This window comes from Caproiciproducens sp., from assembly GCF_053840905.1.
The window spans coordinates 242,450-262,579 of sequence record NZ_JBNLXQ010000003.1; the positions used below are offsets into that span (position 1 = coordinate 242,450).

The following is a 20,130-nucleotide window of genomic DNA, read 5'->3' on the forward strand; positions in this document are numbered from 1 at the left end:
CTCTGCCGCCCTTTCTCCATGAAAGGACAATTCCATGAAAACTCTCTCGATTGATATTGAAACCTACAGCAGCGCGCCGCTTTCCAAATGCGGCGTTTACAAATACGCGGAATCCCCCGACTTTGAGATTCTCCTGTTCGGCTGCAGTGCGGACGGCGGCCCGGTTCGGGTTGTCGACCTCGCCTGCGGGGAGAAGCTCCCGCCTGAAATTGCCGCGGCTCTTACCGACGAGGCCGTTGTCAAATGGGCGTTCAATGCAAATTTCGAGCGCGTCTGCCTCTCCCGGTTCCTCGGGCTGCCCGCCGGAGCCTATCTCGACCCCGCCCAGTGGCGCTGTTCCATGGTTTGGGCGGCGGCCATGGGCCTGCCGCTGTCGCTGGAGGGTGTGGGCACAGTGCTGGGGCTGGAAAAGCAAAAGCTCACCGAGGGCAGGGAACTCATCAAATATTTCTGCCGGCCCTGCGCGCCGACAAAAGCCAATGCCGGCCGCACCCGCAACCGTCCCGCGCACGCACCGGACAAGTGGGCCGCCTTCAAGCGGTACAATGCCCGCGATGTGGAAACGGAGATGTCCGTTCAGGCGCGGCTTTCCAAGTTCCCGGTGTCCGAAAGCGTTTGGGAGGAGTATCAGCTGGATCAGGAAATCAACGACCGGGGCGCCGCGCTGGATCTGACGCTGGTCAGGCAAGCCATCGCGATGGACGCCCGCTCCCGCCGGCAGCTTACCGCTGCCATGAAGAAGCTGACGGAGCTGGACAATCCGAATTCGGTTCAGCAGATGAAGCACTGGCTTGCGGAAAACGGTCTGGAAACGGATACCCTCGGAAAAAAGGCTGTTGCAGAGCTGATGAAAACCGCACCGGAACCCCTCGGCGACGCGCTCTCCCTCCGACAGCAGCTTGCCAAATCCTCGGTGCGGAAATATCAGGCGATGGAGACCGCCGTCTGCGCCGACGGACGCGCCCGCGGCATGTTCCAGTTTTACGGCGCCAGCCGAACCGGGCGCTGGGCCGGCCGGCTCATTCAAATGCAAAACCTGCCGCAGAACCACCTTCCCGACCTGGAGCAGGCCCGCGCGCTGGTGCGCCGCGGAGATTATGACGGTGTCGAAATGCTCTACGAAGATGTCCCGGATACGCTCTCCCAGCTGATCCGCACGGCATTCGTGCCGCGGGCGGGTGCAAAATTCATCGTCGCGGACTTCAGCGCCATCGAAGCCCGCGTGATCGCGTGGCTTGCCGGCGAGCAGTGGCGGCAGGCGGTTTTTGCAAAGGGCGGCGACATCTACTGCGCCTCCGCCTCTCAGATGTTTAAGGTGCCGGTCGAAAAGCACGGAATCAACGGGCATCTGCGGCAAAAAGGGAAAATTGCGGAGCTGGCGCTCGGGTACGGCGGCTCGGTCGGCGCGCTCAAAGCCATGGGCGCTCTCGAAATGGGCCTTGCCGAAGACGAGCTTCCTTTGCTGGTCGACGCGTGGCGGCAGTCCAATCCGAATATCGTAAAGCTCTGGTGGGATGTAGACCGCGCGGCGATTGAGGCCGTCCGCAATAAACATGCCAACAGCACCCACGGCATTGTGTTCTCCTGCCGGAGCGGGATGCTTTTTGTCACACTGCCTTCCGGCCGGCGGCTTGCCTATGTAAAGCCGCGCATCGGTCAAAACCGGTTCGGCGGGCAGTGCGTCACCTATGAAGGCGTCGGCGGCACGAAGAAATGGGAGCGCCTCGATTCCTACGGCCCTAAATTTGTGGAAAACATTGTGCAGGCCACCGCGCGCGACATCCTCTGCTATGCCATGCGGACACTGCGCCGCTGCGCCATCGTCATGCACATTCACGATGAAGTGGTCATCGAAGCCGAACCGGGCATGTCTCTGCAGGCCGTCTGCGAACAGATGGGCAGAACGCCGCCCTGGGCAAAGGGTCTGCTGCTCCGCGCCGACGGATATGAATGTGATTTTTATAAAAAAGACTGAAGCGTGTTCGTCAAAAGCGGGCCGCCGCCTCCAGTGGGTAATAGAGACGGGCGGCAGCAGCCCGCCCGGGAAGGAGGTCTGCCATGAGCATCGGCAAACGCAACAGCGAAGGCTACCCGGACCCCACCGCCTGCGAAGCTCTGTCACTGATTGAAAAAGAGGAGCGCGCGCTCCGGGCTTTTCGTCCCATCGTCTACATCTGCTCTCCCTATGCGGGAGATGTCGAAAGAAACGTCCGGGCCGCGCGGAATTACTGCCGCTTCGCCGTGGACAAGGGGTTTATTCCGATCGCGCCGCACCTGCTGTTTCCGCAGTTTTTGAACGACGCCGACCCGCGGGAGCGGGAGCTTGGGCTGTTCTTCGGAAACGCCCTGATGAGCAAATGCTCCGAGGTGTGGGTGTTCGGCGGCAATATCACAGCCGGCATGCAGGCGGAAATCAAACGCGCCAGGTGGAAGAACTACCGCCTGCGCTGCTTCACGGAAGATATGGAGGAGGTACAGGATGTTTGCAGTCACTGAAGGCACGCGCCGCATCGGCGGCACAGAAATTCCTACTTATACGCGCGAAATTGTCAGCGCCAACGTTCTCGAGGCTGAGGCCGGCACCAACGGCTATCAGGGCGGAGACACCGGGCACGGAAGCCGCACCTATTTCCGCATTTCGGACGAGGGCGGCACGGATATTCGGGTGCGCCCGCTGGGCCGCTGCGGAGACGAGGGCTTCGAAGTCACGCTCGGCGGCGACTGTGAGCTGGAAACCATCATCACGGCGCTGAAGTTCATCACCAAGGTATTGGAGGACGGCGCGAAGAAGGTGCGCGACTGATGTTTACGCTGTACAGCGCCGACATTGTCGGCAACCCCGGCAACTGCTCCTATCCCCACAAAACCGAAGTCACGGACGAGGAAAGCCTGCGGGCGGCGGTCTGCCGCGACTACGTCTGCGCCGAGTACAAAAACAGCTACCGAAGCGGCGACAATTTTCTCGGCGCGGACTGCCTGCCCGTGGACTGCGACAACGACCACTCCGAAAACCCGGCCGATTGGGTTCGCCCGGCCGATGTCGCCGCCGCGTTTCCGGATGTCGGCTTCGCGGTCCATTACAGCCGCTGCCACATGCGCGAGAAAAACGGGAAGCCCGCCCGGCCGAAGTTCCATATTCTTTTCCCGATTACGCGCATCACCGACGCGGCTGCTTACAGCGATATGAAGAAGCTGGTAAGCACCATCTTTCCGTATTTTGATACCAGGGCGCTGGATGCGGCGCGCTTCTTCTTCGGCACATCCCGCGCCGATGTGGAACTCTTCCCCGGCAGGATGAATCTGACCGAATTTCTGGAGGACGACGACTTTGACGCGGATCTTCCCGGCGGCAGCGGAACCGGCCCGGTTATTCCGGAGGGCAGCCGCAACGCCACCCTGTCCCGATTTGCCGGCAGGGTTATCAAGAAATACGGCGACGGCGATGAGGCGTATCAATGCTTTCTGGAGGAAGCCGCAAAATGCGCGCCGCCGCTTCCGGACGCCGAGCTTTCGACCATCTGGCACAGCGCCCAGCGGTTTTACGCCAAAATTCAGCGTCAGGACTGTTATGTGCCGCCCGAGGTGTATAACAGCGATGTCTCATACAAGCCCGGTGATTTCTCCGACGTCGGGCAGGCCGAGGTGCTGGCAAAGCACTTTTCCGGTGAGCTGCGCTATTCGCCGGCGACACACTTTCTCCGATACACGGAGCACTACTGGAAGGAAACCGAGCCGGGCGCGCAGGCAGTGGCCCACGAGCTGACCCGCCGCCAGCTGGAGGAGGCGACCCGGGATCTGCTGGCCGCCGCCAAAAAGATGGCCGACTGCGGAGCGCAGGGCATTCTCGACACGACTTCCAAAGCCAAGGCGGAAGCGCTGTTCAACGACGCGCAGTCCGAGGCCTACGACGAATATCTCGCGGCGAAAGCCTACCAGTCCTATGCGATCCGCCGCCGCGATTCCAAGAACATCACCGCGGCGCTCAAAGAGGCGCGTCCGATGCTGGAGATTTCCCCGCGGGATCTGGATGCGGACTGCTTTCTTCTCTGCACGCCCGAAGCCACCTACGATCTGCGCAAAGGTCTCGAAGGCGCGCGGGAGCACGCGCCGTCGGACTTTATCACCAAAATCACCTCCGTTTCGCCCGGCAGGAAGGGCGGGCAGCTCTGGCAGGACAGCTTAGACCTTATCTTCTGCAAAGACCGCGAACTCATCGACTATGTGCAGATGATCTGCGGCCTTGCCGCCGTCGGCAAGGTCTATGTGGAAGCGCTCATCATCGCCTACGGCTGCGGGCGCAACGGCAAGTCCACCTTCTGGAACGCGGTTTCCCGCGTGCTGGGCCTGTACAGCGGCAACATCTCCGCCGACACGCTGACGGTGGGCTGCCGCCGCAACATCAAGCCGGAGCTGGCCGAGGTCAAGGGCAAGCGCCTGCTCATCGCCGCCGAAATGCAGGAGGGCGCCCGGCTCAACGACTCCACCGTCAAGCAGCTCTGCTCCACCGACGATGTGTTCGCCGAGAAAAAGTACAAGGACCCGTTCAGCTTCACGCCCTGCCATACGCTGGTTCTCTACACCAACCACCTGCCGAAGGTCAGCGCCTCCGACGACGGAATCTGGCGCAGGCTGATCGTGATTCCGTTTGGCGCAAAGATAGAAGGAAAAAACGACATCAAGAACTACGGCGAATATCTTTGCAACAATGCCGGCGAGAGCATTCTGGCGTGGATCATCGAGGGTGCCCGAAAGGTGATCGCGCTGGATTACAAGCTCCCCGTGCCGGCATGCGTGCAAAAAGCCATTGACGAGTACCGGGCGCAGAACGACTGGTTCGGTCATTTTCTGGAGGACCGGTGCGAGCTTGCCGCCGGTTTCCGCGAAAGCTCCGGCGCTTTGTATCAGGCGTACCGCAATTACAGCATCGACACAAACGAATATGTCCGCAGCACCGCGGATTTTTATTTCGCACTGGAAAAGGCCGGCTTTGAGCGGATTGTCCGGGACGGCCGGCGCTTTTTTAACGGGCTCCGTCTCAAAACGGACGACGGAGATTTCGAGCGCTTTTTGCAGTAAACAAGATAATCAAGTGACCTCGACGAAGGTCTCTTCCAAAACTTTTCTTAGGCACATAAAAAATCTCGTAAGAAAGAGTTCGGTAAATGACATGCGCCGAGGTCACTTGAAAGGGGAAAACGGCCGTGAGAGAAAAGGAAATCGAGCAAAAACTTACCCTGATGGCAAAGCAGGCGGGCGGTCTGGCCTTAAAATTCGTCTCTCCCGGCATGAGCGGAATGCCCGACCGCCTTGTGCTGCTGCCGGGCGGACGCATGGCCTTTGTGGAGGTCAAGGCTCCGGGCAGGGCGCCGCGCTCCCTGCAGGAAACCAGACACCGGACGCTGCGGCGGCTGGGCTTTCGGGTTTTCGTGCTGGACCGGCCAGAGCAGATTGGAGGAATTCTGGATGAAATACGAACCCCATAGCTACCAGACCTATGCCGTCCGTTACATCGAGGATCACCCCGTCGCGGCGGTCCTGCTGGATATGGGCCTCGGCAAAACGAGCATCACGCTGACCGCCCTGAATAACCTGCTGTTTGACAGCTTCGAGGCTCACCGTATTCTGGTAATCGCGCCTCTCCGCGTGGCCCGCGACACATGGCCCGCCGAGATTCAGAAATGGGATCACCTGTCGCTTTTGACCTGCTCCGTGGCGGTGGGCACCGAGGCCGAGCGCAGGGCGGCGCTTTTGCGGCGGGCGGATATCTGCATTATCAACCGGGAAAACGTCCAGTGGCTCATTGAGGAGAGCGGCGTCCCCTTTGATTTCGACACCGTGGTGGTCGACGAGCTGTCGTCCTTCAAAAGCCACCGGACAAAACGCTTCCGGGCGCTGATGAAGATCCGCCCGCGCGTCCGCCGCATCATCGGCCTGACCGGCACCCCGTCCGCAAACGGCCTTATGGATCTGTGGGCCGAATACCGGCTGCTGGATATGGGACAGCGCCTCGGCCGCTTCATCGGGCAGTACCGAACGGACTATTTTCTTCCTGACAAGCGCAGCGGGCAGGTGGTGTTCACCTACAAGCCGCTGCCCGGCGCGGAGGAAGCAATCTACCGCAGAATCGCGGACATCACCATCAGCATGAAGTCCGCCGACCATCTGCGGATGCCGAAGCTTATCAGCAGCGAATACGAGGTGCGGCTTTCTGAGGAAGAACAGGCGCGGTACAACGATCTGAAAAAAGATCTGGTGCTTCGGCTCCCGGACGGCGAGATCACCGCCGCCAACGCCGCGGCGCTGTCAAACAAGCTCTCGCAGATGGCAAACGGCGCGGTCTATGACGACGCCGGCGGCACGATTCATATCCACGGCCGCAAGCTGGACGCGCTGGAGGATTTAATCGAAGCGGCGAACGGCAAGCCGGTGCTGGTGGCCTACTGGTTTAAACACGACTTTGCCAGGATCTCCGAGCGCCTGCGAAAGCTTCACATTCCGTTTTCGCCTCTCGACACCCCGGAGAGCATCCGCAGATGGAACGCCGGCGAACTGCCCGTGGCGCTGGTGCACCCCGCGTCCGCCGGCCACGGGCTGAACCTGCAGTCGGGCGGCTCCACCATCATCTGGTTTGGGCTGACATGGAGCTTGGAGCTTTACCAGCAGACCAACGCCCGGCTCTGGCGGCAGGGGCAGACGGCGGACACCGTTGTGGTACAACATATCGTCACCAAGGGCACCATCGACGGCCGCATATGCAGGGCGCTTTCCGCCAAGGACCGCACGCAGTCCGCCCTGATTGAGGCGGTCAAAGCCGATCTGAAAATCTGATGACAATAAGGGACTTCGTCCCTGAGACAATTTGTGCCAATCCGAGGGATTCAGAAACCGGAGGTACGGATTATGAATACGCAGGAAATGACGGCGAAGGAGTACCTTTCCCAAGCTTATCGAATCGACCAGCGCATCAACTCAAAACTGGAGCAGGTCCAGTCGCTCCGGAATTTGGCGGAGAAAGCCTCCGCCGCTCTGGGAGAGACGCCGAACAGCGGCACAAGGAATTTCCACCGCATGGAGGATGTGATCTGCAAAATGATCGACCTGGAGGACGAAATCAACGCCGACCTGAACAGACTTATCGACCTGAAGCATGAAATTGTCACGATCATCCGTTGTGTGGAAGCGCCCGACCTCCAGACGATTCTGGAGCTCCGCTACCTGTGCTTCAACACATGGGCGGAAATTTCCGTGGCGCTGCATCTCGACATCCGCTGGGTGCACCGCCTTCACAACAAGGCGTTAAACGAGGTGGATGCGATTCGCCACCTGAGGCCATAGAAAGCCACGCGGCTCTTATGATATTGTTAGAGTGGCGAAAAAATCAGAAAGCCTTCATGGGAGCAAAACCCGCGGAGGCTTTTTCCATGCGCCGGAACGGAGGAAATCACGGTGCCGTACAAAGCAAAAAAGCCATGCGCCTACCCCGGCTGCCCGAACCTGACAGCCGGCAGATTCTGCGAGGAGCACGCGAAGCTGGAAGCCAAGCGCTACAACCGGTACGGCCGCGACCCGGAGAGCAACAAACGCTACGGCAGGTCGTGGGCGAAGATCCGGGCGGCATACCTTTCGGCGTATCCGCTGTGCGAGGTTTGCAAGGCAGAAGGCAGGCTGACCCCCGCCGAGCTGGTTCACCACAGGCGCAGGCTGACCGACGGCGGCACCAACGACTGGACGAACCTGCAGGCGCTGTGTCAGGAGTGCCACTCAAGGCTTCATGCCGAACGCGGCGATTATTTCTGATTTTATGAAATAAATCAAAGGCTGTGAATTCAACGGGAGGGGCGGTCCGAATCTCTGCGGCTTTCGGGCAGGACAGCGCGCCCGGCCCTTCGTATGAATTTTCGCAGAATCAAAAACTTTTTCAAAAAGCGCGGCAAAGGAGGCGATGCCCGTGCCGAGAGGAGGAGCAAGGCCGGGCGCGGGCCGCCCAAAGAAACCGCTCGCGGACAAGATCATCGAAGGCAACCCCGGAAAACGGGAACTGACCAAGCTGAAATTTCCCGCGGGTGAAAAATCAAACACAGGTTTTGAAAAAAATTCAAACGCGCAGAAATCAAAAACCAAAAGCAGCCGCCGTATGCCGTCCTTCCTTGACATGGCTGCCAAGGAAGGCGGCGACGTGCTGCCGCCGGCAAGCGGGATTTATAAAATGCTCGCAGAGTGGGTCGATGGTTCCGGGTGCGGAGAACTGGTCGCGCCGAACCTGATCGAGGACTTCGCGTTCCTGCGCAGGGCCTATCTGGAATGCGAATACATGAACCGCCGGCTGGGGCGCATCGCGTCCGGCAAGCGGTCGCCTTACGTCAACATGGCGCTGGATTATCAGAAAGCCATGATGGCGGTCTACAACCAAATCTGGCTGATCGTTTCGCAGAACTGCGAAACCAAATACGAGGGCAAGAACGAATTCCTCGAGATGCTCAGGAACAGGGGGTTTTAGCCAATGCAGCCGACGGAAAGACTTCCGGCCGGGACTTCCCGGTTTGAAAAAGTGAATATCGACAAACTGGTGCCATACGCCCGCAACGCACGGACGCACTCCAAGGAGCAGATTCTGCAGCTTCGCGCCTCCCTGCGGGAATTCGGCTTCGTCAATCCCGTCATTGTGGATAAGGACTGCAACATTATCGCGGGGCACGGGCGCGTGCTGGCGGCGAAAGCCGAGGGCATGACCGAAATCCCCTGCGTGTTTGCGGAACATTTGACCGAAGCGCAGAAGCGCGCTTATATCCTTGCGGACAACCGCCTTGCGCTGAATGCCGGATGGGACGAGGAACTGCTGGCTTTGGAATTCGGCGAGCTGAAGGACCTCGGCTTTGATGTGGAACTGACCGGCTTCGGGGCAGATGAGATTGAAAAGCTCTTTGCCGCCGACACCGGCGCGGTGCAGGACGATGACTTTGACCTCACGGCCGCTTTGGAAGAGGCGGCTTTTGTTCTGCCCGGAGATGTGTGGACGCTGGGACGGCACCGGCTGATCTGCGGCGACGCCACCGACGCGGAAACGGTGAAAAAGCTGATGGGCGCCGGGAGCTCCGGTGGAAGCCGCAAGGCGAACCTTGTCCTGACCGACCCGCCGTACAACGTGAACTTTGAGGGTTCCAGCGGACTGAAAATCAGGAATGACAGCCAGAAATCAGACCAGTTCTATGCTTTTCTGCTTTCGGCATTCCGGAATCTGGCGGACAATCTGGAAAGCGGCGGCTCCGCCTACATCTTTCACGCGGACACCGAGGGCGAAAATTTCCGCCGGGCGTTCCGGGAAGCCGGCTTTCACCTCTCCGGAACCTGCATCTGGGTAAAAGACAGCTTTGTCATGGGACGTTCGCCCTACCAGTGGCAGCACGAGCCGATTCTCTACGGCTGGCTCAAAACCGGTACGCACAAGTGGTACGCCGGCCGCTCGGAAGCCACGGTCTGGAATTTCGCCAAGCCGAAAAAGAACAGCGACCACCCGACGTCAAAGCCCCTTGACCTGCTGGCCTACCCCATCCGCAACTCCAGCCAGGCAAATGCCATCGTGCTGGACACTTTCGGCGGTTCCGGTTCCACACTTATCGCCTGCGAGCAGACCGACCGCATCTGCTTCATGATGGAGCTGGACGAAAAGTACGCGAGCGTGATTTTACGCCGGTATGCCGAATTCAAACAGAACGGCGGCGCGGACGTCACCTGCGAGAGGGACGGCAAGACCTATGCCTACGCCGACCTTGTGAAGGAGGTGGCGGGACGTGAATAATAAACTGACGCTTGGTTCGCTCTTCGACGGCTCCGGCGGTTTTCCGCTCGGAGCCGTTTTAACAGGGATCGAACCGCTGTGGGCTTCAGAAATTGAGCCGTTCCCCATACGGGTTACCACAAAACGCCTGCCGGGGATGAAGCACCTTGGCGACATCAACAGGATGGACGGCTCCAAAGTTCCTCCCGCGGATATTGTCACGGGCGGCTTTTGCTGCCAAGACCTCTCGGTCGCGGGCCGGCGCGCCGGACTTCACGGAGAACGGTCGGGACTCTTCTTTCAGGTAATACGGATTATCCGTGAAATGCTCGCTGTCACAGACAACGAATACCCGAAGTTCGCTGTGCTCGAAAACGTCCCCGGGATGTATTCCTCAAACGGCGGGCTCGATTTTCAGGAGGTGCTCAATGAACTCATCCATATCAAAGACGAAACCCTGTCAGTACCTCTGCCTGAAAAGGGCCGATGGTCGACCTCCGGCGAAATCGTGGGAAAAGGTTTCTCCGTCGGCTGGCGCACGCTTGACGCTCAATTTTGGGGAGTCGCCCAGAGACGCCGCCGCTGTTACATTGTCGTCGATTTTACAGGCAAACGTGCCGGAAAAATATTATTTGACGAGTCGCGCCTGCGCGGGCATCCTACGCAGAGCGGCTGTCCGTGGCAAGCAGCTGCCGGAAGTGCTGAGACTGGCGCTGGAAACGCAGTCGGCTTCGAACCCGGCGCCTGCTCGAGATTAGGAGGCCGGGCATGGGCGATTGAGAATCATCCTGTGGATAGCCGCGTGAAGTTCTGTGAAAACGGCATTGTCCAAACTCTTTCCGAACGCATGGGAACAGGCGGCGGCAACATTCCGCTCGTGATGAACGAAAAGAAAGAAACTCCGCCAAACCCCGCCGCGTTTATGGGCGGACAGGGATCGGACGCCGGAAGCATTGCCTACAGCGAAACAGTCACGCCGACCCTGCGGGGGCAGGCGGGCGGCAACTCCGTTCCGATGGTGATGACGGCGTTCGGCATCGGGTCCCATGGAAGCAGCGCCATGCTTTCGCCGAATCCGCACAGCGGGTTTTATGAAGCCGGCACCTCGCGGACGCTCGATCTGAACTGCGCCCGCCCGGACTGTCATCAGGGCGGCGTTGCGGTGGTAAGCTATGGAATCGACCGCGCGGCTTTTAACCAAGGAAAAGGCGCGCAGTACAAGCCCCAGTTCACGAAGGAAAGCGCGGCCACGCTCACATCCCGCGGGCCTTCCGCGGTTTGCTCCCGTTATATCGTCCGGCGGCTCACCCCGACCGAATGCGCCAGACTGCAGGGCTTCCCCGATTGGTGGTGCTCCGGTCTCGGTACGGAGCACCCGACCGAAGAGGAAATCGCCTTCTGGTCGGAAGTGTGGGAAACGCATCGTCGCGTAATGGGCGCGCCCTCCAGAGCAAAAAGCCGGAACCAGACAGTCAAATGGCTCCGGCACCCTCATACGGATTCCGCTGAATATAAAATGTGGGGAAACGGCGTGGCTCTGCCGTGCGTCCGGTTCGTGCTGGAAGGAATCGCGGCGGCTACCTCTTCCGCTTGACCTCGATTTTCCCAAGCTTTTGCTCATACTCCTCGATGCATTTGCGGATGAGATAGATGATCTGGCTGTTGGCGGAACGGCCTTCATAGTCCGCAACGACGTGAAGCTGATCCAGCATATCCTCCTCAATCCGTATCGATAAGCTCTTTATAGCCATATGAAACCTCCGTTTTAGATACGTTATGCGTTTATTTTATAGTCGGTTTATGGTACAATGTTCAAAACAAACGCAAAACATGTCTAATATATATCCAATCGGAGGCCTGCCATGAGAGTTGCGGTCATCGGATCAAGAGACCTTTCCGTCCGGAATCTTGGGGATTATCTGCCGTCGGGCACGGACGAAATCGTCAGCGGCGGGGCGCGGGGCGTCGACGCCTGCGCGCGGGAATACGCCGAGGCAAACGGTATAAAGCTGACGGAGTTTCTGCCCGAATATGAAAAATACGGCCGTTCGGCTCCGCTTCGGCGCAACATTACCATCGTTCAGCACAGCGACCTTGTCCTCGCCTTTTGGGACGGGCACAGCCGCGGAACAAAATTCGTCATCAACAAATGCAAAGAACTCGGCGTTCCGGTCAGGGTGTTCCGGCCGAAAGCAGAGAAATGACTTGCTATCACACCCGTTTGGAGTGATGGATATACCCACCGAAAGAAAGGTGGGTCAGGGAAAGTGGATGAAAAACTGAGAAAAGCCATGGACGAATTTATGACAAGAAGGCTCGGAGATCTCGGGACGGATTCCCCGGAAACGGTCACCGCGGCCATTACCCAAGCCTCCCGGTGCATGGAGCGGCTGGCGGGGGCGCTGGCGGAAGAACAGCGGAAACTGTGGACAGACCTGGAGGACGCTCTCGCCCTGCAGATCGGGGAGGAAACGCGCTATTACTACAAATCGGGGTTTGAGGACGCCGTCCGATTCCTTCTGGAGTGGGGCGGTCTATGAGGGAACCCACGGCATATTTTGTAAGGCTGCCGCGCCGGCTGGAAGATTTGCGGAAGCCTCATTTCGTTTCGGACGAAAAGCCGTATGTGGTCAACAAAACAGTCGCCCTTGCCGCCATCGACTATGAAAACTTCGTTACAGACCTGCGCGCGGACCGGCGGTTCATCGAAGAAAACGCCGGCCTGTGCCGTATCGGCGGCAGCGGCGTATGGCACTGCATCCTTGCGAAACAGCGAAACCGGACGAACGGCGTGCTGGTCATGTCCGGAGGGGAGAACTTTCCCCTGTGGGCGGCGTACATAGGACAAACATAAAAGAGCCTTTCGGGGCTCTTTTTGCTGTCCGGAAACGCAGTATGATACACAAATCCCTGCGCACATCTTTGTCGGCATTACGGCGCCGAAAGGACTTGCTATTCTCACGCTTCGGAGTGATATATGTAGTCACCGGAGGACGGAAGCCCGCCGGAATCAAAGCAAAACGGAGGATTCCATCATGAAGCTCAACTACAACCTTGTCGGAGAGAAACGCAAGTCGCTGGCCAGCGCCGCCGGTGAAATTCTGAATCAGCCGGTCCGTTACCTCGGCGCGCCCTCGTTCGAATACGAGGTCGGCGCCTACCGCGTCGGCAAAACCGGGTTGGTCGCCGGCCCGGACAGCCGGGAGCTTGAGGAGGCCCTGAAAGAACGCGGCTTTTCCGCCGAGGTTCGCGCTTACGATGAACCGGAAGCGGAAAAAGCGAGCGCCGCCCCGGACATTCTGACCATCGAGATGCCGATGGACGGCTTTTCCCCCAGAAAGGTCGACAACCTCTGCAAAATGGTGAACGCCAAGGCCGCGCTTCTGAAAGCGGCGCTGGGAACGGAGGATCTGCCCATCCGGCAGACGAACGAGGACGGCGGCAGGCTGTGCTTCCCCTGGTTCCGGTTTACGGACGATGCCGACACCGTCGCCGCCTACACGGCCCTGATTGCCAAGCTCTGCGAAGCGGCCAAAAAGAAAAAGCGCGTCACCGCCCGGGAACACGAGGCGGATAACCCCAAATACGCCATGCGGTGCTGGCTTCTTTCGCTGGGCTTCATCGGGGAGGAATACAAGCAGGCGCGGAAAATCCTGCTGGCAAACCTCAAAGGCAACGGCTCCTACAAATCCAGAGTACGGTAAGGCGGTGAACACAATGAATTTTCCAAGCAGAGAAACGGTGGAGCGGCTCCGCCGGCAGTATCCCACGGGCTGCCGCGTGGAACTGGTGCGGATGAATGACCCGCAGGCCCCGCTCATAGGAACCCGCGGCACGGTGCGTGGCGTGGACGACGCCGGCAGCATCATGGTCGCGTGGGACAACGGGAGCGGCCTTTCGGTCGCCTACGGCGCGGATATTTGCAGGGTGGTGAGCAAGCATGACTGAAAAAGTGAAGAAGCAGATTCTGGCCGTGCGCGACACCGGGCGGACCAACATGTTTGATACGAACGCCGTTCAGCGCATCGCGCTGGAAATGGACTTTTTTGAGCTGGCGGACTTCCTCGAAACCGAGCGCAAAGCCTATTCCCGGTTCATCCTCACGGGCGAGGGTTAATCACACAATCTCCAAGCGAGAACTTTGTGTAATATATATCCTCAAAATGACTTGCTGTTCCGGGCGCTCAGAGTGATATATATACATGCCGAAAGGCACACAACACTTTTTCAGGGAGGAACCCACGATGGATTACAGGCAGATGATCAGGGAACAGCTCGGCGAAGGCTGGCGCTTTATCAAGGCATACAACGCCTTTGAAAACGGCGAACTGCGCATTATCGCGGCGGACGAAACCGGGCGGGAGCACCGCTGCATTCTGGTCGACGGGAAGCTGACCGAGAAACCGTAAGGAGGAAACCGCCATGTGGAGCGAAGGCATTCTCACCGGCCCGGAACCGGGCGTTCCGTACAAATACTGGGTCAAGCACTACGAGGAAGGCTCCGAATTCGGCATTGACGGCGGCCGCATTTCCAAGCTGACCATCCGCAGGCTGAACGACCACCGAGACCTTTGCAACTACGACCGCGGCTGGGACGTAAAGCCCGCCGGCGAGGTCAGAGCGGTTTACGCCATGGTTCTCGAAAAGTACAATTAACCGCGACAGCAATCGGGAGCGCCCCCGCGAGGGGCTGGCTCTCGTTCCATATATTTTCAAAAAAGTATTGACATTGACGTTGCGTCATGGTTTACACTGATACTCACAGGAGGAAACGTCAATGGAATACACCATCAACCAGCTTGCAAAACTGGCGGGCGTCAGCACCCGGACGCTTCGCTATTATGACCAGTGCGGCCTGCTCCCGCCCAAAACCGTGCGCTCCAACGGGTACCGGATTTACGGGGAAGCGGAGGTAAACCGGCTCCAGCAGATTTTGTTCTACCGGGAATTGGGCGTGGAACTCTCGGAAATCGGGCGTATTTTGGCGGAGAATGACTTTGACGGGCTGTCCGCTCTGCAGAACCATCTCGCCGCTCTGCGGGAGAAACGCGCCCGGCTGGACCGACTGATCGGCAATGTACAGAAAAGCATTTCGTCAATGAAAGGAGAAACGGAAATGACAGATGAGGAAAAATTCGAGGGCTTCAAGGAAAAGCTGATTTCGGACAACGAGCAAAAATACGGCGGGGAAATCCGGGAAAAATACGGGGACGAAGCCGTCGGCCGTTCGAACGCAAAACTCAAAAACATGACGAAAGAGCAGTACGGCGAACTGGAAGCCCTGACGCAGGAGCTGAACCGCACCCTGAAGGCGGCCTTCGAGCAGGGCGACCCCGGAAGCGAACTGGCGCAGAAAGCCTGCGCGCTCCACAAAAAGTGGCTTTGCTTTTACTGGGATCATTACAGCAAAGAAGCGCACAGGGGCGTTGCGCAGATGTATGTGGACGACCCGCGATTCACTGCGTATTATGACGCCGTCGCGCCCGGATGCGCCGTGTTCTTAAGGGACGCAGTTCGGATTTTCTGCGCGTAACACCAACAAAATCATTCAGGCAAAAGGTGACGGACAAAAACAGTCCGCCGCCTTTTTTGCGCGCATTTTTATAAAAAGGAGGTTCCGCCGATGGGCGCTTTTCAATATACACCGACCCCGCTGATGCTGCCGACCAGCCATTATGACACCCGGCGGGCCGACTTCGCGGTGAATTTTATTCAGATGCTCAGGCACACCACCGGCGAATGGTACGGCAGGCCGTTTTGCCTGATGCCGTGGCAGGAGCAGATTGTCCGGGACATTTTCGGTATCGTGGACGCGGACGGGTACCGGCAGTTCCGCACCGCGTATGTGGAGGTGGGCAAGAAAAACGGCAAGTCGGAGCTGGCCGCGGCCATCGCCCTTTATCTGCTGTTCGCCGACGGCGAAGCGGGCGCGGAAGTCTACTCCTGCGCCGCCGACATCAATCAGGCGTCCATCGTGTTCAACACCGCCCGCGCCATGGTGGAGCAGTGCCCCGACCTGCGGGCGCTTTCCAAGCTGGTCCCTTCCACCAAGCGGATCATCTTTCCCTACACCAACAGCTTCTACCGGGTGCTCTCCTCCGAAACCAAATCCAAGCAGGGCTTCAATGTGTCGGGGCTGATTTTCGACGAACTGTTCGCCCAGCAGACCCGGGAGCTGTTCGACACCATGACCAAGTACACCGGCGACGCCCGGCGTCAGCCGCTGTATTTTCTCATCACCACCGCCGGTCGGGATAAGACTTCCATCTGCTATGAAATCCACTGCAAAGCAAAAGCTGTGATGGACGGCACAAAAATCGACCCGTCGTTTTATCCCGCCGTGTTCGGCATCGAGGAGGGCGACGACTGGAAGGACGAGGCTGTCTGGCGGCGGGTGAACCCCTCCATCGGCGTGACGATTCCTTTTGAAACCGTCAGGGCCGCGTATGAGCAGGCAAAACAGAACCCCGCCGAGGAGATGCACTTTCGGCAGTTCCGCCTGAACGAATGGTGCAACGCCGACATCCGCTGGATGCCGATGGACAAATGGGATGCTTTGGGTGAGGACATCGACTGGGAGGAATACGAAGGCCGGGACTGCTGCTGCGGATTGGATTTGTCCTCCACCGGCGACCTGACCGCTCTGGTTCTTGTTTTTCCTCCGGGCGGCGGGGATATGAAATATACCGTCCTGCCGTTTTTCTGGCTCCCGGAGGACGTGATCGATCTGCGGACGCGGCGCGACCACGTTCCCTACGCCGTGTGGAAAAAGCAGGGTGTGTTCAACACCACCGAGGGAAACGTGGTGGACTACGACTACATCGTGGCGTTCATCGGAAAACTGGCGGAGAAATACCGAATCCGCGAAATCGCCTACGACCGCTGGGGCGCGGAGAAAGTACGCCGCGACCTTGAGGAATTGGGCGAGGAAAAGGGCTTCACGGTCTTTCCGTTCGGGCAGGGCTTCGGCTCCATGTCACCGGCCAGCAAGGATTTCTACCAGTTCGTGATGGAGGGCCGAATCCGCCACGGCCGGCACCCCGTCCTCGACTGGAATATGGCAAACGTCATCATCGATCAGGACGCAGCGGGCAACATCAAGCCCAACAAGAAAAAGTCTACCGAGAAAATCGACGGCGTGGTGGCGATGATCATGGGCTTTGCCCGGGCTGCGCTGGGAGCCGGCGGAACAGCGGAGAGCGTGTATGACGAAAGGGGGCTGCTGATTCTGTAACATTTTTGCGAAGCGATTGCATATCGCAATACAATCGGGTATAATAGCGGTATGGGAGGTGTTCGCAATGGCAAGAACATCAAATATTTTCGCGCGTGTCGAACCCGAAATTAAGGAACAGGCCGAACAGGTGCTGGAACAGCTCGGCATCCCCATGTCCAACGCGATCGGTCTTTTTCTGAGGCAGGTCGTGCTGCAGCGCGGGATTCCTTTCGATATGAAACTGCCGCGGAGCAAACCGCTGCCCGTCGGCGCGCTCAGCGAGGAGCAGTTCAACGCCGAAATTGAAAAGGGGCTGGCGGATCTGGCCTCGGGTAAGGTTGTTTCAGCGGACGGCGTTGCCGACAGGATGCGCCGGGATTACGGAGTATGAGCGTCTGGAACGTGGCCTACACCGAGCAGGCGGAGCGCGACCTGCGCGATATTTACGAATATATCGCTTTCTCGCTGCTGGAGCCGGAAATCGCAAAGAAGCAGGCCCGGCGTATTCTGGACGCGGCGGCAAGATTGAACGAGATGCCGCTTCGCTTCCCGCTCTATGAAAAAGAGCCGTGGCATGGCAAAGGGCTGCGGGTTTTGCCGGTTGATCACTATCTGGTGTTTTATCTGCCGATAGAAACCCGGAAAACGGCCGTCGTCATCCGCATCATGTACGGCGGGCGCGATCTTGACGCGCAGCTGCGGCAGACGGAAGAGAACACCTGAGAAACGGGGGAAAACGCGTGGATAATTTTGACGCGATCAAACGCATGAGCCGCGAGCAGATGGAGTCCTTCCTGGATAACGTGTATGTGACCGGCCTCAACAACGGTACTTACGCCGCGTCCCTTGAAAACGACACGGAGGAACAGCGGGCCATGCTGGACGACAATCCATACGACGGAAAATGGCTGGCGGAGGAATCCGAAGACGCCACGCGCCTTGTTTTCGCGGAAGACGGGGACAATTATCTTACGAACGCTCTCTGTGAAGCAATTTTCAGAGCCACGGGGATTGACCCGGAAAAGCAACGGGATTAAAAAAGCCATTTACATTATACAGCGCTCGAAAGGACGACCGATCGGCCGTCCTTTTCTTATGCCCATTTTTAGGAGGTGACGCCGTTTGAGCATATTTTCAGGCCTGTTCCGTTCCCGTGACAAGCCGCAGAACAGTCTTCCCGGCCGCCCGAGCTTCCTGTTCGGCGGCACGGCCAGCGGCAAAGCGGTCAACGAGCGGACGGCCATGCAGACCACGGCGGTTTACGCCTGCGTGCGCATCCTGTCCGAAGCTGTCGCCGGGCTTCCCGTGCATATTTACCGTTACAGGGCGGACGGCGGAAAGGAACGCGTTCCCCTGCATCCGCTTTACCGCCTGCTCCATGACGAGCCGAACCCGGAAATGACCTCGTTCGTGTTCCGGGAAACGCTGATGAGCCACCTTCTCATATGGGGAAACGCCTACGCGCAGGTCATCCGCAACGGGCGCGGGCAGGCGGTGGCGCTGTATCCGCTCCTGCCGAACAAAATGGACGTCGGCCGCGGCCGGTCGGGAGAGCTTCTCTATACCTACTGCCGCGATGCGGACGAAAGCGGTTTAAGCCCAAAGGGCGGATACGTCACGCTTCGCCGGGACGAAGTCCTGCACATTCCCGGGCTTGGGTTCGACGGCCTGATCGGCTACAGCCCCATCGCCATGGCGAAAAACGCCATCGGGATATCCCTTGCCACCGAGGAATACGGAGCCAGCTTCTTTGCCAACGGCGCAAACCCCGGCGGCGTGCTGGAGCACCCGGGCGTTATCAAGGATATCGGGCGCGTCAAGGACAGCTGGAACGCTGTCTACCAGGGAAGCGGCAACGCCCACCGCATCGCGGTTCTGGAAGAAGGCATGAAGTTTCAGCAGATCGGCATTCCGCCCGAGGAGGCGCAGTTCCTGGAAACGCGCAAGTTTCAGGTCAACGAAATCGCCCGCATCTTCCGCGTGCCGCCCCACATGGTGGGAGACCTTGAGAAATCCAGCTTCTCCAACATCGAACAGCAGAGCCTGGAATTCGTGAAGTACACCCTCGACCCGTGGGTGATCCGCTGGGAACAGAGCCTTCAGCAGTCCCTGCTCCTTCCCTCCGAAAAAGCATCGCTGTTCATCCGGTTTAATCTGGACGGCCTTCTGCGCGGCGACTACCAGAGCCGCATGAACGGGTACGCCGTCGGGCGGCAGAACGGCTGGCTCTCCGCCAACGACATCCGCGAGCTGGAGGACATGAACCGCATTCCCGCCGAGGAAGGCGGCGATCTCTATCTGGTCAACGGAAACATGCTCCCGCTTTCTCAGGCGGGAAATTTTTATGAAGAGGAGGCTTCTGAGAATGCAGGTACAAACGCGGGCAGGTAGCCCTCAAAAAGATCAAAGCCGGGGGCGCGAATCGCCGCCGGCGGCTCGCCGCTTCTGGAACTGGGTGCGGGATGAGGATTCCCAGGAGCGCACGCTCTATCTCAACGGCGTCATCTCGGACGAAACCTGGTGGGGCGACGAAGTCACCCCCAAGATGTTCAAGGACGAACTTTTTGCCGGCGACGGCAGCGTCACCGTGTGGATCAATTCCCCCGGCGGCGACGTGTTCGCGGCGGCGCAGATTTACAACATGCTGATGGACTACGCCGGGCGCGTCACCGTAAAGATTGACGGGCTGGCGGCGTCCGCGGCCTCGGTCATCGCCATGGCGGGAGGCGATGTATATATGTCCCCCGTGTCCATGCTGATGATCCATAACCCCTCGACCATCGCCGTCGGCGACAGCGAGGAGATGCTCCGGGCCAAGGCCCTTCTGGACGAGGTAAAGGAAAGCATCATCAACGCCTACGAGCTGAAATCCGGGCTGTCCCGGACAAAGCTCTCTCACCTGATGGACGCCGAAACCTGGATGAACGCCAACAAGGCGGTGGAACTGGGGTTCGCGGACAAAATCCTGTTTGCCGAAAGCGAACCGGCGCCCGCCGACGCCATGATCTTTTCCCGCACGGCGGTTACGGCGTCGCTGATCAGCAGGCTTCCCAAAACGCCGAAACCCAAGACAGGAACCCCGATCGCGGCGCTGGAACAGCGTCTTTTTTTGATTACTCACTGATTTTAAGGAGGAAAA

The 20,130-nt window shown here is 58.9% G+C and carries 27 protein-coding genes; 26 read left to right on the forward strand and 1 reads right to left on the reverse strand.

The window, feature by feature from the left end:
* Nucleotides 1-34: 34 nt before the first annotated feature.
* The 11 genes from ACQGQ5_RS04355 (at nucleotide 35) to ACQGQ5_RS04405 (ending at nucleotide 11,369) form a co-directional block, all read left to right on the forward strand.
* Nucleotides 35-1,975: a DNA polymerase gene (locus ACQGQ5_RS04355; RefSeq protein ID WP_455735367.1), complete on the forward strand. Its 1,941-nt coding sequence runs from the start codon at nucleotides 35-37 to the stop codon at nucleotides 1,973-1,975.
* 83 nt (nucleotides 1,976-2,058) lie between these two features.
* Entirely contained in the window at nucleotides 2,059-2,496 is a 438-nt protein-coding gene (locus ACQGQ5_RS04360; RefSeq protein ID WP_455735368.1) for a DUF7768 domain-containing protein, read from the forward strand.
* Nucleotides 2,480-2,803, forward strand: a complete 324-nt coding sequence (locus ACQGQ5_RS04365) for a hypothetical protein (RefSeq protein WP_455735369.1) — start codon at nucleotides 2,480-2,482, stop codon at nucleotides 2,801-2,803. Before ACQGQ5_RS04360 ends, ACQGQ5_RS04365 begins: the two co-directional genes overlap by 17 nt.
* Nucleotides 2,803-5,076 carry a phage/plasmid primase, P4 family gene (locus tag ACQGQ5_RS04370; RefSeq protein ID WP_455735370.1) on the forward strand — a complete coding sequence of 758 codons (2,274 nt, stop codon included), beginning with the start codon at nucleotides 2,803-2,805 and terminating at the stop codon, nucleotides 5,074-5,076. Before ACQGQ5_RS04365 ends, ACQGQ5_RS04370 begins: the two co-directional genes overlap by 1 nt.
* Before the next feature lie 125 nt (nucleotides 5,077-5,201).
* Nucleotides 5,202-5,483, forward strand: coding sequence for a VRR-NUC domain-containing protein (locus tag ACQGQ5_RS04375; protein WP_455735371.1), 282 nt, complete (start codon nucleotides 5,202-5,204; stop codon nucleotides 5,481-5,483).
* Nucleotides 5,464-6,828 carry an SNF2-related protein gene (locus ACQGQ5_RS04380; protein ID WP_455735372.1) on the forward strand — a complete coding sequence of 455 codons (1,365 nt, stop codon included), beginning with the start codon at nucleotides 5,464-5,466 and terminating at the stop codon, nucleotides 6,826-6,828. The genes ACQGQ5_RS04375 and ACQGQ5_RS04380 overlap by 20 nt, the downstream gene beginning before the upstream one ends.
* Nucleotides 6,829-6,900: 72 nt before the next feature.
* Entirely contained in the window at nucleotides 6,901-7,335 is a 435-nt protein-coding gene (locus tag ACQGQ5_RS04385) for a DUF1492 domain-containing protein (RefSeq protein ID WP_455735373.1), read from the forward strand.
* Nucleotides 7,336-7,446: 111 nt separating this feature from the next.
* Nucleotides 7,447-7,797 (forward strand): HNH endonuclease, encoded by a 351-nt coding sequence (locus ACQGQ5_RS04390; RefSeq protein ID WP_455735374.1) that lies wholly within the window; start codon nucleotides 7,447-7,449, stop codon nucleotides 7,795-7,797.
* A gap of 151 nt (nucleotides 7,798-7,948) precedes the next feature.
* Complete coding sequence (locus ACQGQ5_RS04395) at nucleotides 7,949-8,497, forward strand: hypothetical protein (protein WP_455735375.1); 549 nt, start codon at nucleotides 7,949-7,951, stop codon at nucleotides 8,495-8,497.
* 3 nt (nucleotides 8,498-8,500) lie between these two features.
* Nucleotides 8,501-9,796 carry a site-specific DNA-methyltransferase gene (locus tag ACQGQ5_RS04400; RefSeq protein ID WP_455735376.1) on the forward strand — a complete coding sequence of 432 codons (1,296 nt, stop codon included), beginning with the start codon at nucleotides 8,501-8,503 and terminating at the stop codon, nucleotides 9,794-9,796.
* A complete protein-coding gene (locus tag ACQGQ5_RS04405) occupies nucleotides 9,789-11,369 on the forward strand; it encodes a DNA cytosine methyltransferase (protein ID WP_455735377.1) in 1,581 nt (526 codons plus the stop codon). Before ACQGQ5_RS04400 ends, ACQGQ5_RS04405 begins: the two co-directional genes overlap by 8 nt.
* Here the strand turns inward: ACQGQ5_RS04405 and ACQGQ5_RS04410 are convergent.
* The gene (locus ACQGQ5_RS04410) at nucleotides 11,353-11,526 is read right to left on the reverse strand and encodes an Arc family DNA-binding protein (protein WP_455735378.1); all 174 of its coding nucleotides are present in this window, start codon (nucleotides 11,524-11,526) and stop codon (nucleotides 11,353-11,355) included. The genes ACQGQ5_RS04405 and ACQGQ5_RS04410 overlap by 17 nt on opposite strands.
* A gap of 111 nt (nucleotides 11,527-11,637) precedes the next feature.
* Here ACQGQ5_RS04410 and ACQGQ5_RS04415 point away from each other — a divergent pair, with 111 nt between their 5' ends.
* The 15 genes from ACQGQ5_RS04415 (at nucleotide 11,638) to ACQGQ5_RS04485 (ending at nucleotide 20,115) form a co-directional block, all read left to right on the forward strand.
* The gene (locus ACQGQ5_RS04415; protein WP_455735379.1) at nucleotides 11,638-11,979 is read left to right on the forward strand and encodes an SLOG family protein; all 342 of its coding nucleotides are present in this window, start codon (nucleotides 11,638-11,640) and stop codon (nucleotides 11,977-11,979) included.
* A gap of 63 nt (nucleotides 11,980-12,042) precedes the next feature.
* Nucleotides 12,043-12,315, forward strand: a complete 273-nt coding sequence (locus ACQGQ5_RS04420; RefSeq protein ID WP_455735380.1) for a hypothetical protein — start codon at nucleotides 12,043-12,045, stop codon at nucleotides 12,313-12,315.
* Nucleotides 12,312-12,629 (forward strand): hypothetical protein, encoded by a 318-nt coding sequence (locus ACQGQ5_RS04425; RefSeq protein ID WP_455735381.1) that lies wholly within the window; start codon nucleotides 12,312-12,314, stop codon nucleotides 12,627-12,629. The genes ACQGQ5_RS04420 and ACQGQ5_RS04425 overlap by 4 nt, the downstream gene beginning before the upstream one ends.
* Before the next feature lie 181 nt (nucleotides 12,630-12,810).
* Nucleotides 12,811-13,479, forward strand: coding sequence for a virulence protein (locus ACQGQ5_RS04430; protein ID WP_455735382.1), 669 nt, complete (start codon nucleotides 12,811-12,813; stop codon nucleotides 13,477-13,479).
* 13 nt (nucleotides 13,480-13,492) lie between these two features.
* Nucleotides 13,493-13,723 (forward strand): DUF4314 domain-containing protein, encoded by a 231-nt coding sequence (locus ACQGQ5_RS04435; RefSeq protein ID WP_455735383.1) that lies wholly within the window; start codon nucleotides 13,493-13,495, stop codon nucleotides 13,721-13,723.
* A complete protein-coding gene (locus tag ACQGQ5_RS04440; protein ID WP_455735384.1) occupies nucleotides 13,716-13,892 on the forward strand; it encodes a DUF5049 domain-containing protein in 177 nt (58 codons plus the stop codon). Before ACQGQ5_RS04435 ends, ACQGQ5_RS04440 begins: the two co-directional genes overlap by 8 nt.
* 127 nt (nucleotides 13,893-14,019) lie before the next feature.
* Nucleotides 14,020-14,184 carry a hypothetical protein gene (locus tag ACQGQ5_RS04445; RefSeq protein WP_455735385.1) on the forward strand — a complete coding sequence of 55 codons (165 nt, stop codon included), beginning with the start codon at nucleotides 14,020-14,022 and terminating at the stop codon, nucleotides 14,182-14,184.
* 13 nt (nucleotides 14,185-14,197) lie between these two features.
* On the forward strand, nucleotides 14,198-14,431 hold the full coding sequence (locus tag ACQGQ5_RS04450; protein ID WP_455735386.1) for a DUF7678 domain-containing protein: 234 nt from the start codon (nucleotides 14,198-14,200) through the stop codon (nucleotides 14,429-14,431).
* Nucleotides 14,432-14,552: 121 nt separating this feature from the next.
* Complete coding sequence (locus ACQGQ5_RS04455) at nucleotides 14,553-15,308, forward strand: MerR family transcriptional regulator (protein WP_455735387.1); 756 nt, start codon at nucleotides 14,553-14,555, stop codon at nucleotides 15,306-15,308.
* A 90-nt stretch (nucleotides 15,309-15,398) separates the two neighbouring features.
* Nucleotides 15,399-17,009: a terminase large subunit gene (locus tag ACQGQ5_RS04460; RefSeq protein ID WP_455735388.1), complete on the forward strand. Its 1,611-nt coding sequence runs from the start codon at nucleotides 15,399-15,401 to the stop codon at nucleotides 17,007-17,009.
* 67 nt (nucleotides 17,010-17,076) lie between these two features.
* A complete protein-coding gene (locus tag ACQGQ5_RS04465; protein WP_455735389.1) occupies nucleotides 17,077-17,382 on the forward strand; it encodes a type II toxin-antitoxin system RelB/DinJ family antitoxin in 306 nt (101 codons plus the stop codon).
* Nucleotides 17,379-17,714: a type II toxin-antitoxin system RelE/ParE family toxin gene (locus tag ACQGQ5_RS04470; RefSeq protein ID WP_455735390.1), complete on the forward strand. Its 336-nt coding sequence runs from the start codon at nucleotides 17,379-17,381 to the stop codon at nucleotides 17,712-17,714. Before ACQGQ5_RS04465 ends, ACQGQ5_RS04470 begins: the two co-directional genes overlap by 4 nt.
* A gap of 17 nt (nucleotides 17,715-17,731) precedes the next feature.
* Nucleotides 17,732-18,028 carry a hypothetical protein gene (locus tag ACQGQ5_RS04475; RefSeq protein WP_275717377.1) on the forward strand — a complete coding sequence of 99 codons (297 nt, stop codon included), beginning with the start codon at nucleotides 17,732-17,734 and terminating at the stop codon, nucleotides 18,026-18,028.
* Between the two features lie 85 nt (nucleotides 18,029-18,113).
* Nucleotides 18,114-19,382 carry a phage portal protein gene (locus tag ACQGQ5_RS04480; RefSeq protein WP_455735391.1) on the forward strand — a complete coding sequence of 423 codons (1,269 nt, stop codon included), beginning with the start codon at nucleotides 18,114-18,116 and terminating at the stop codon, nucleotides 19,380-19,382.
* Nucleotides 19,357-20,115 carry a head maturation protease, ClpP-related gene (locus ACQGQ5_RS04485; RefSeq protein ID WP_455735392.1) on the forward strand — a complete coding sequence of 253 codons (759 nt, stop codon included), beginning with the start codon at nucleotides 19,357-19,359 and terminating at the stop codon, nucleotides 20,113-20,115. The genes ACQGQ5_RS04480 and ACQGQ5_RS04485 overlap by 26 nt, the downstream gene beginning before the upstream one ends.
* Nucleotides 20,116-20,130: the final 15 nt, after the last annotated feature.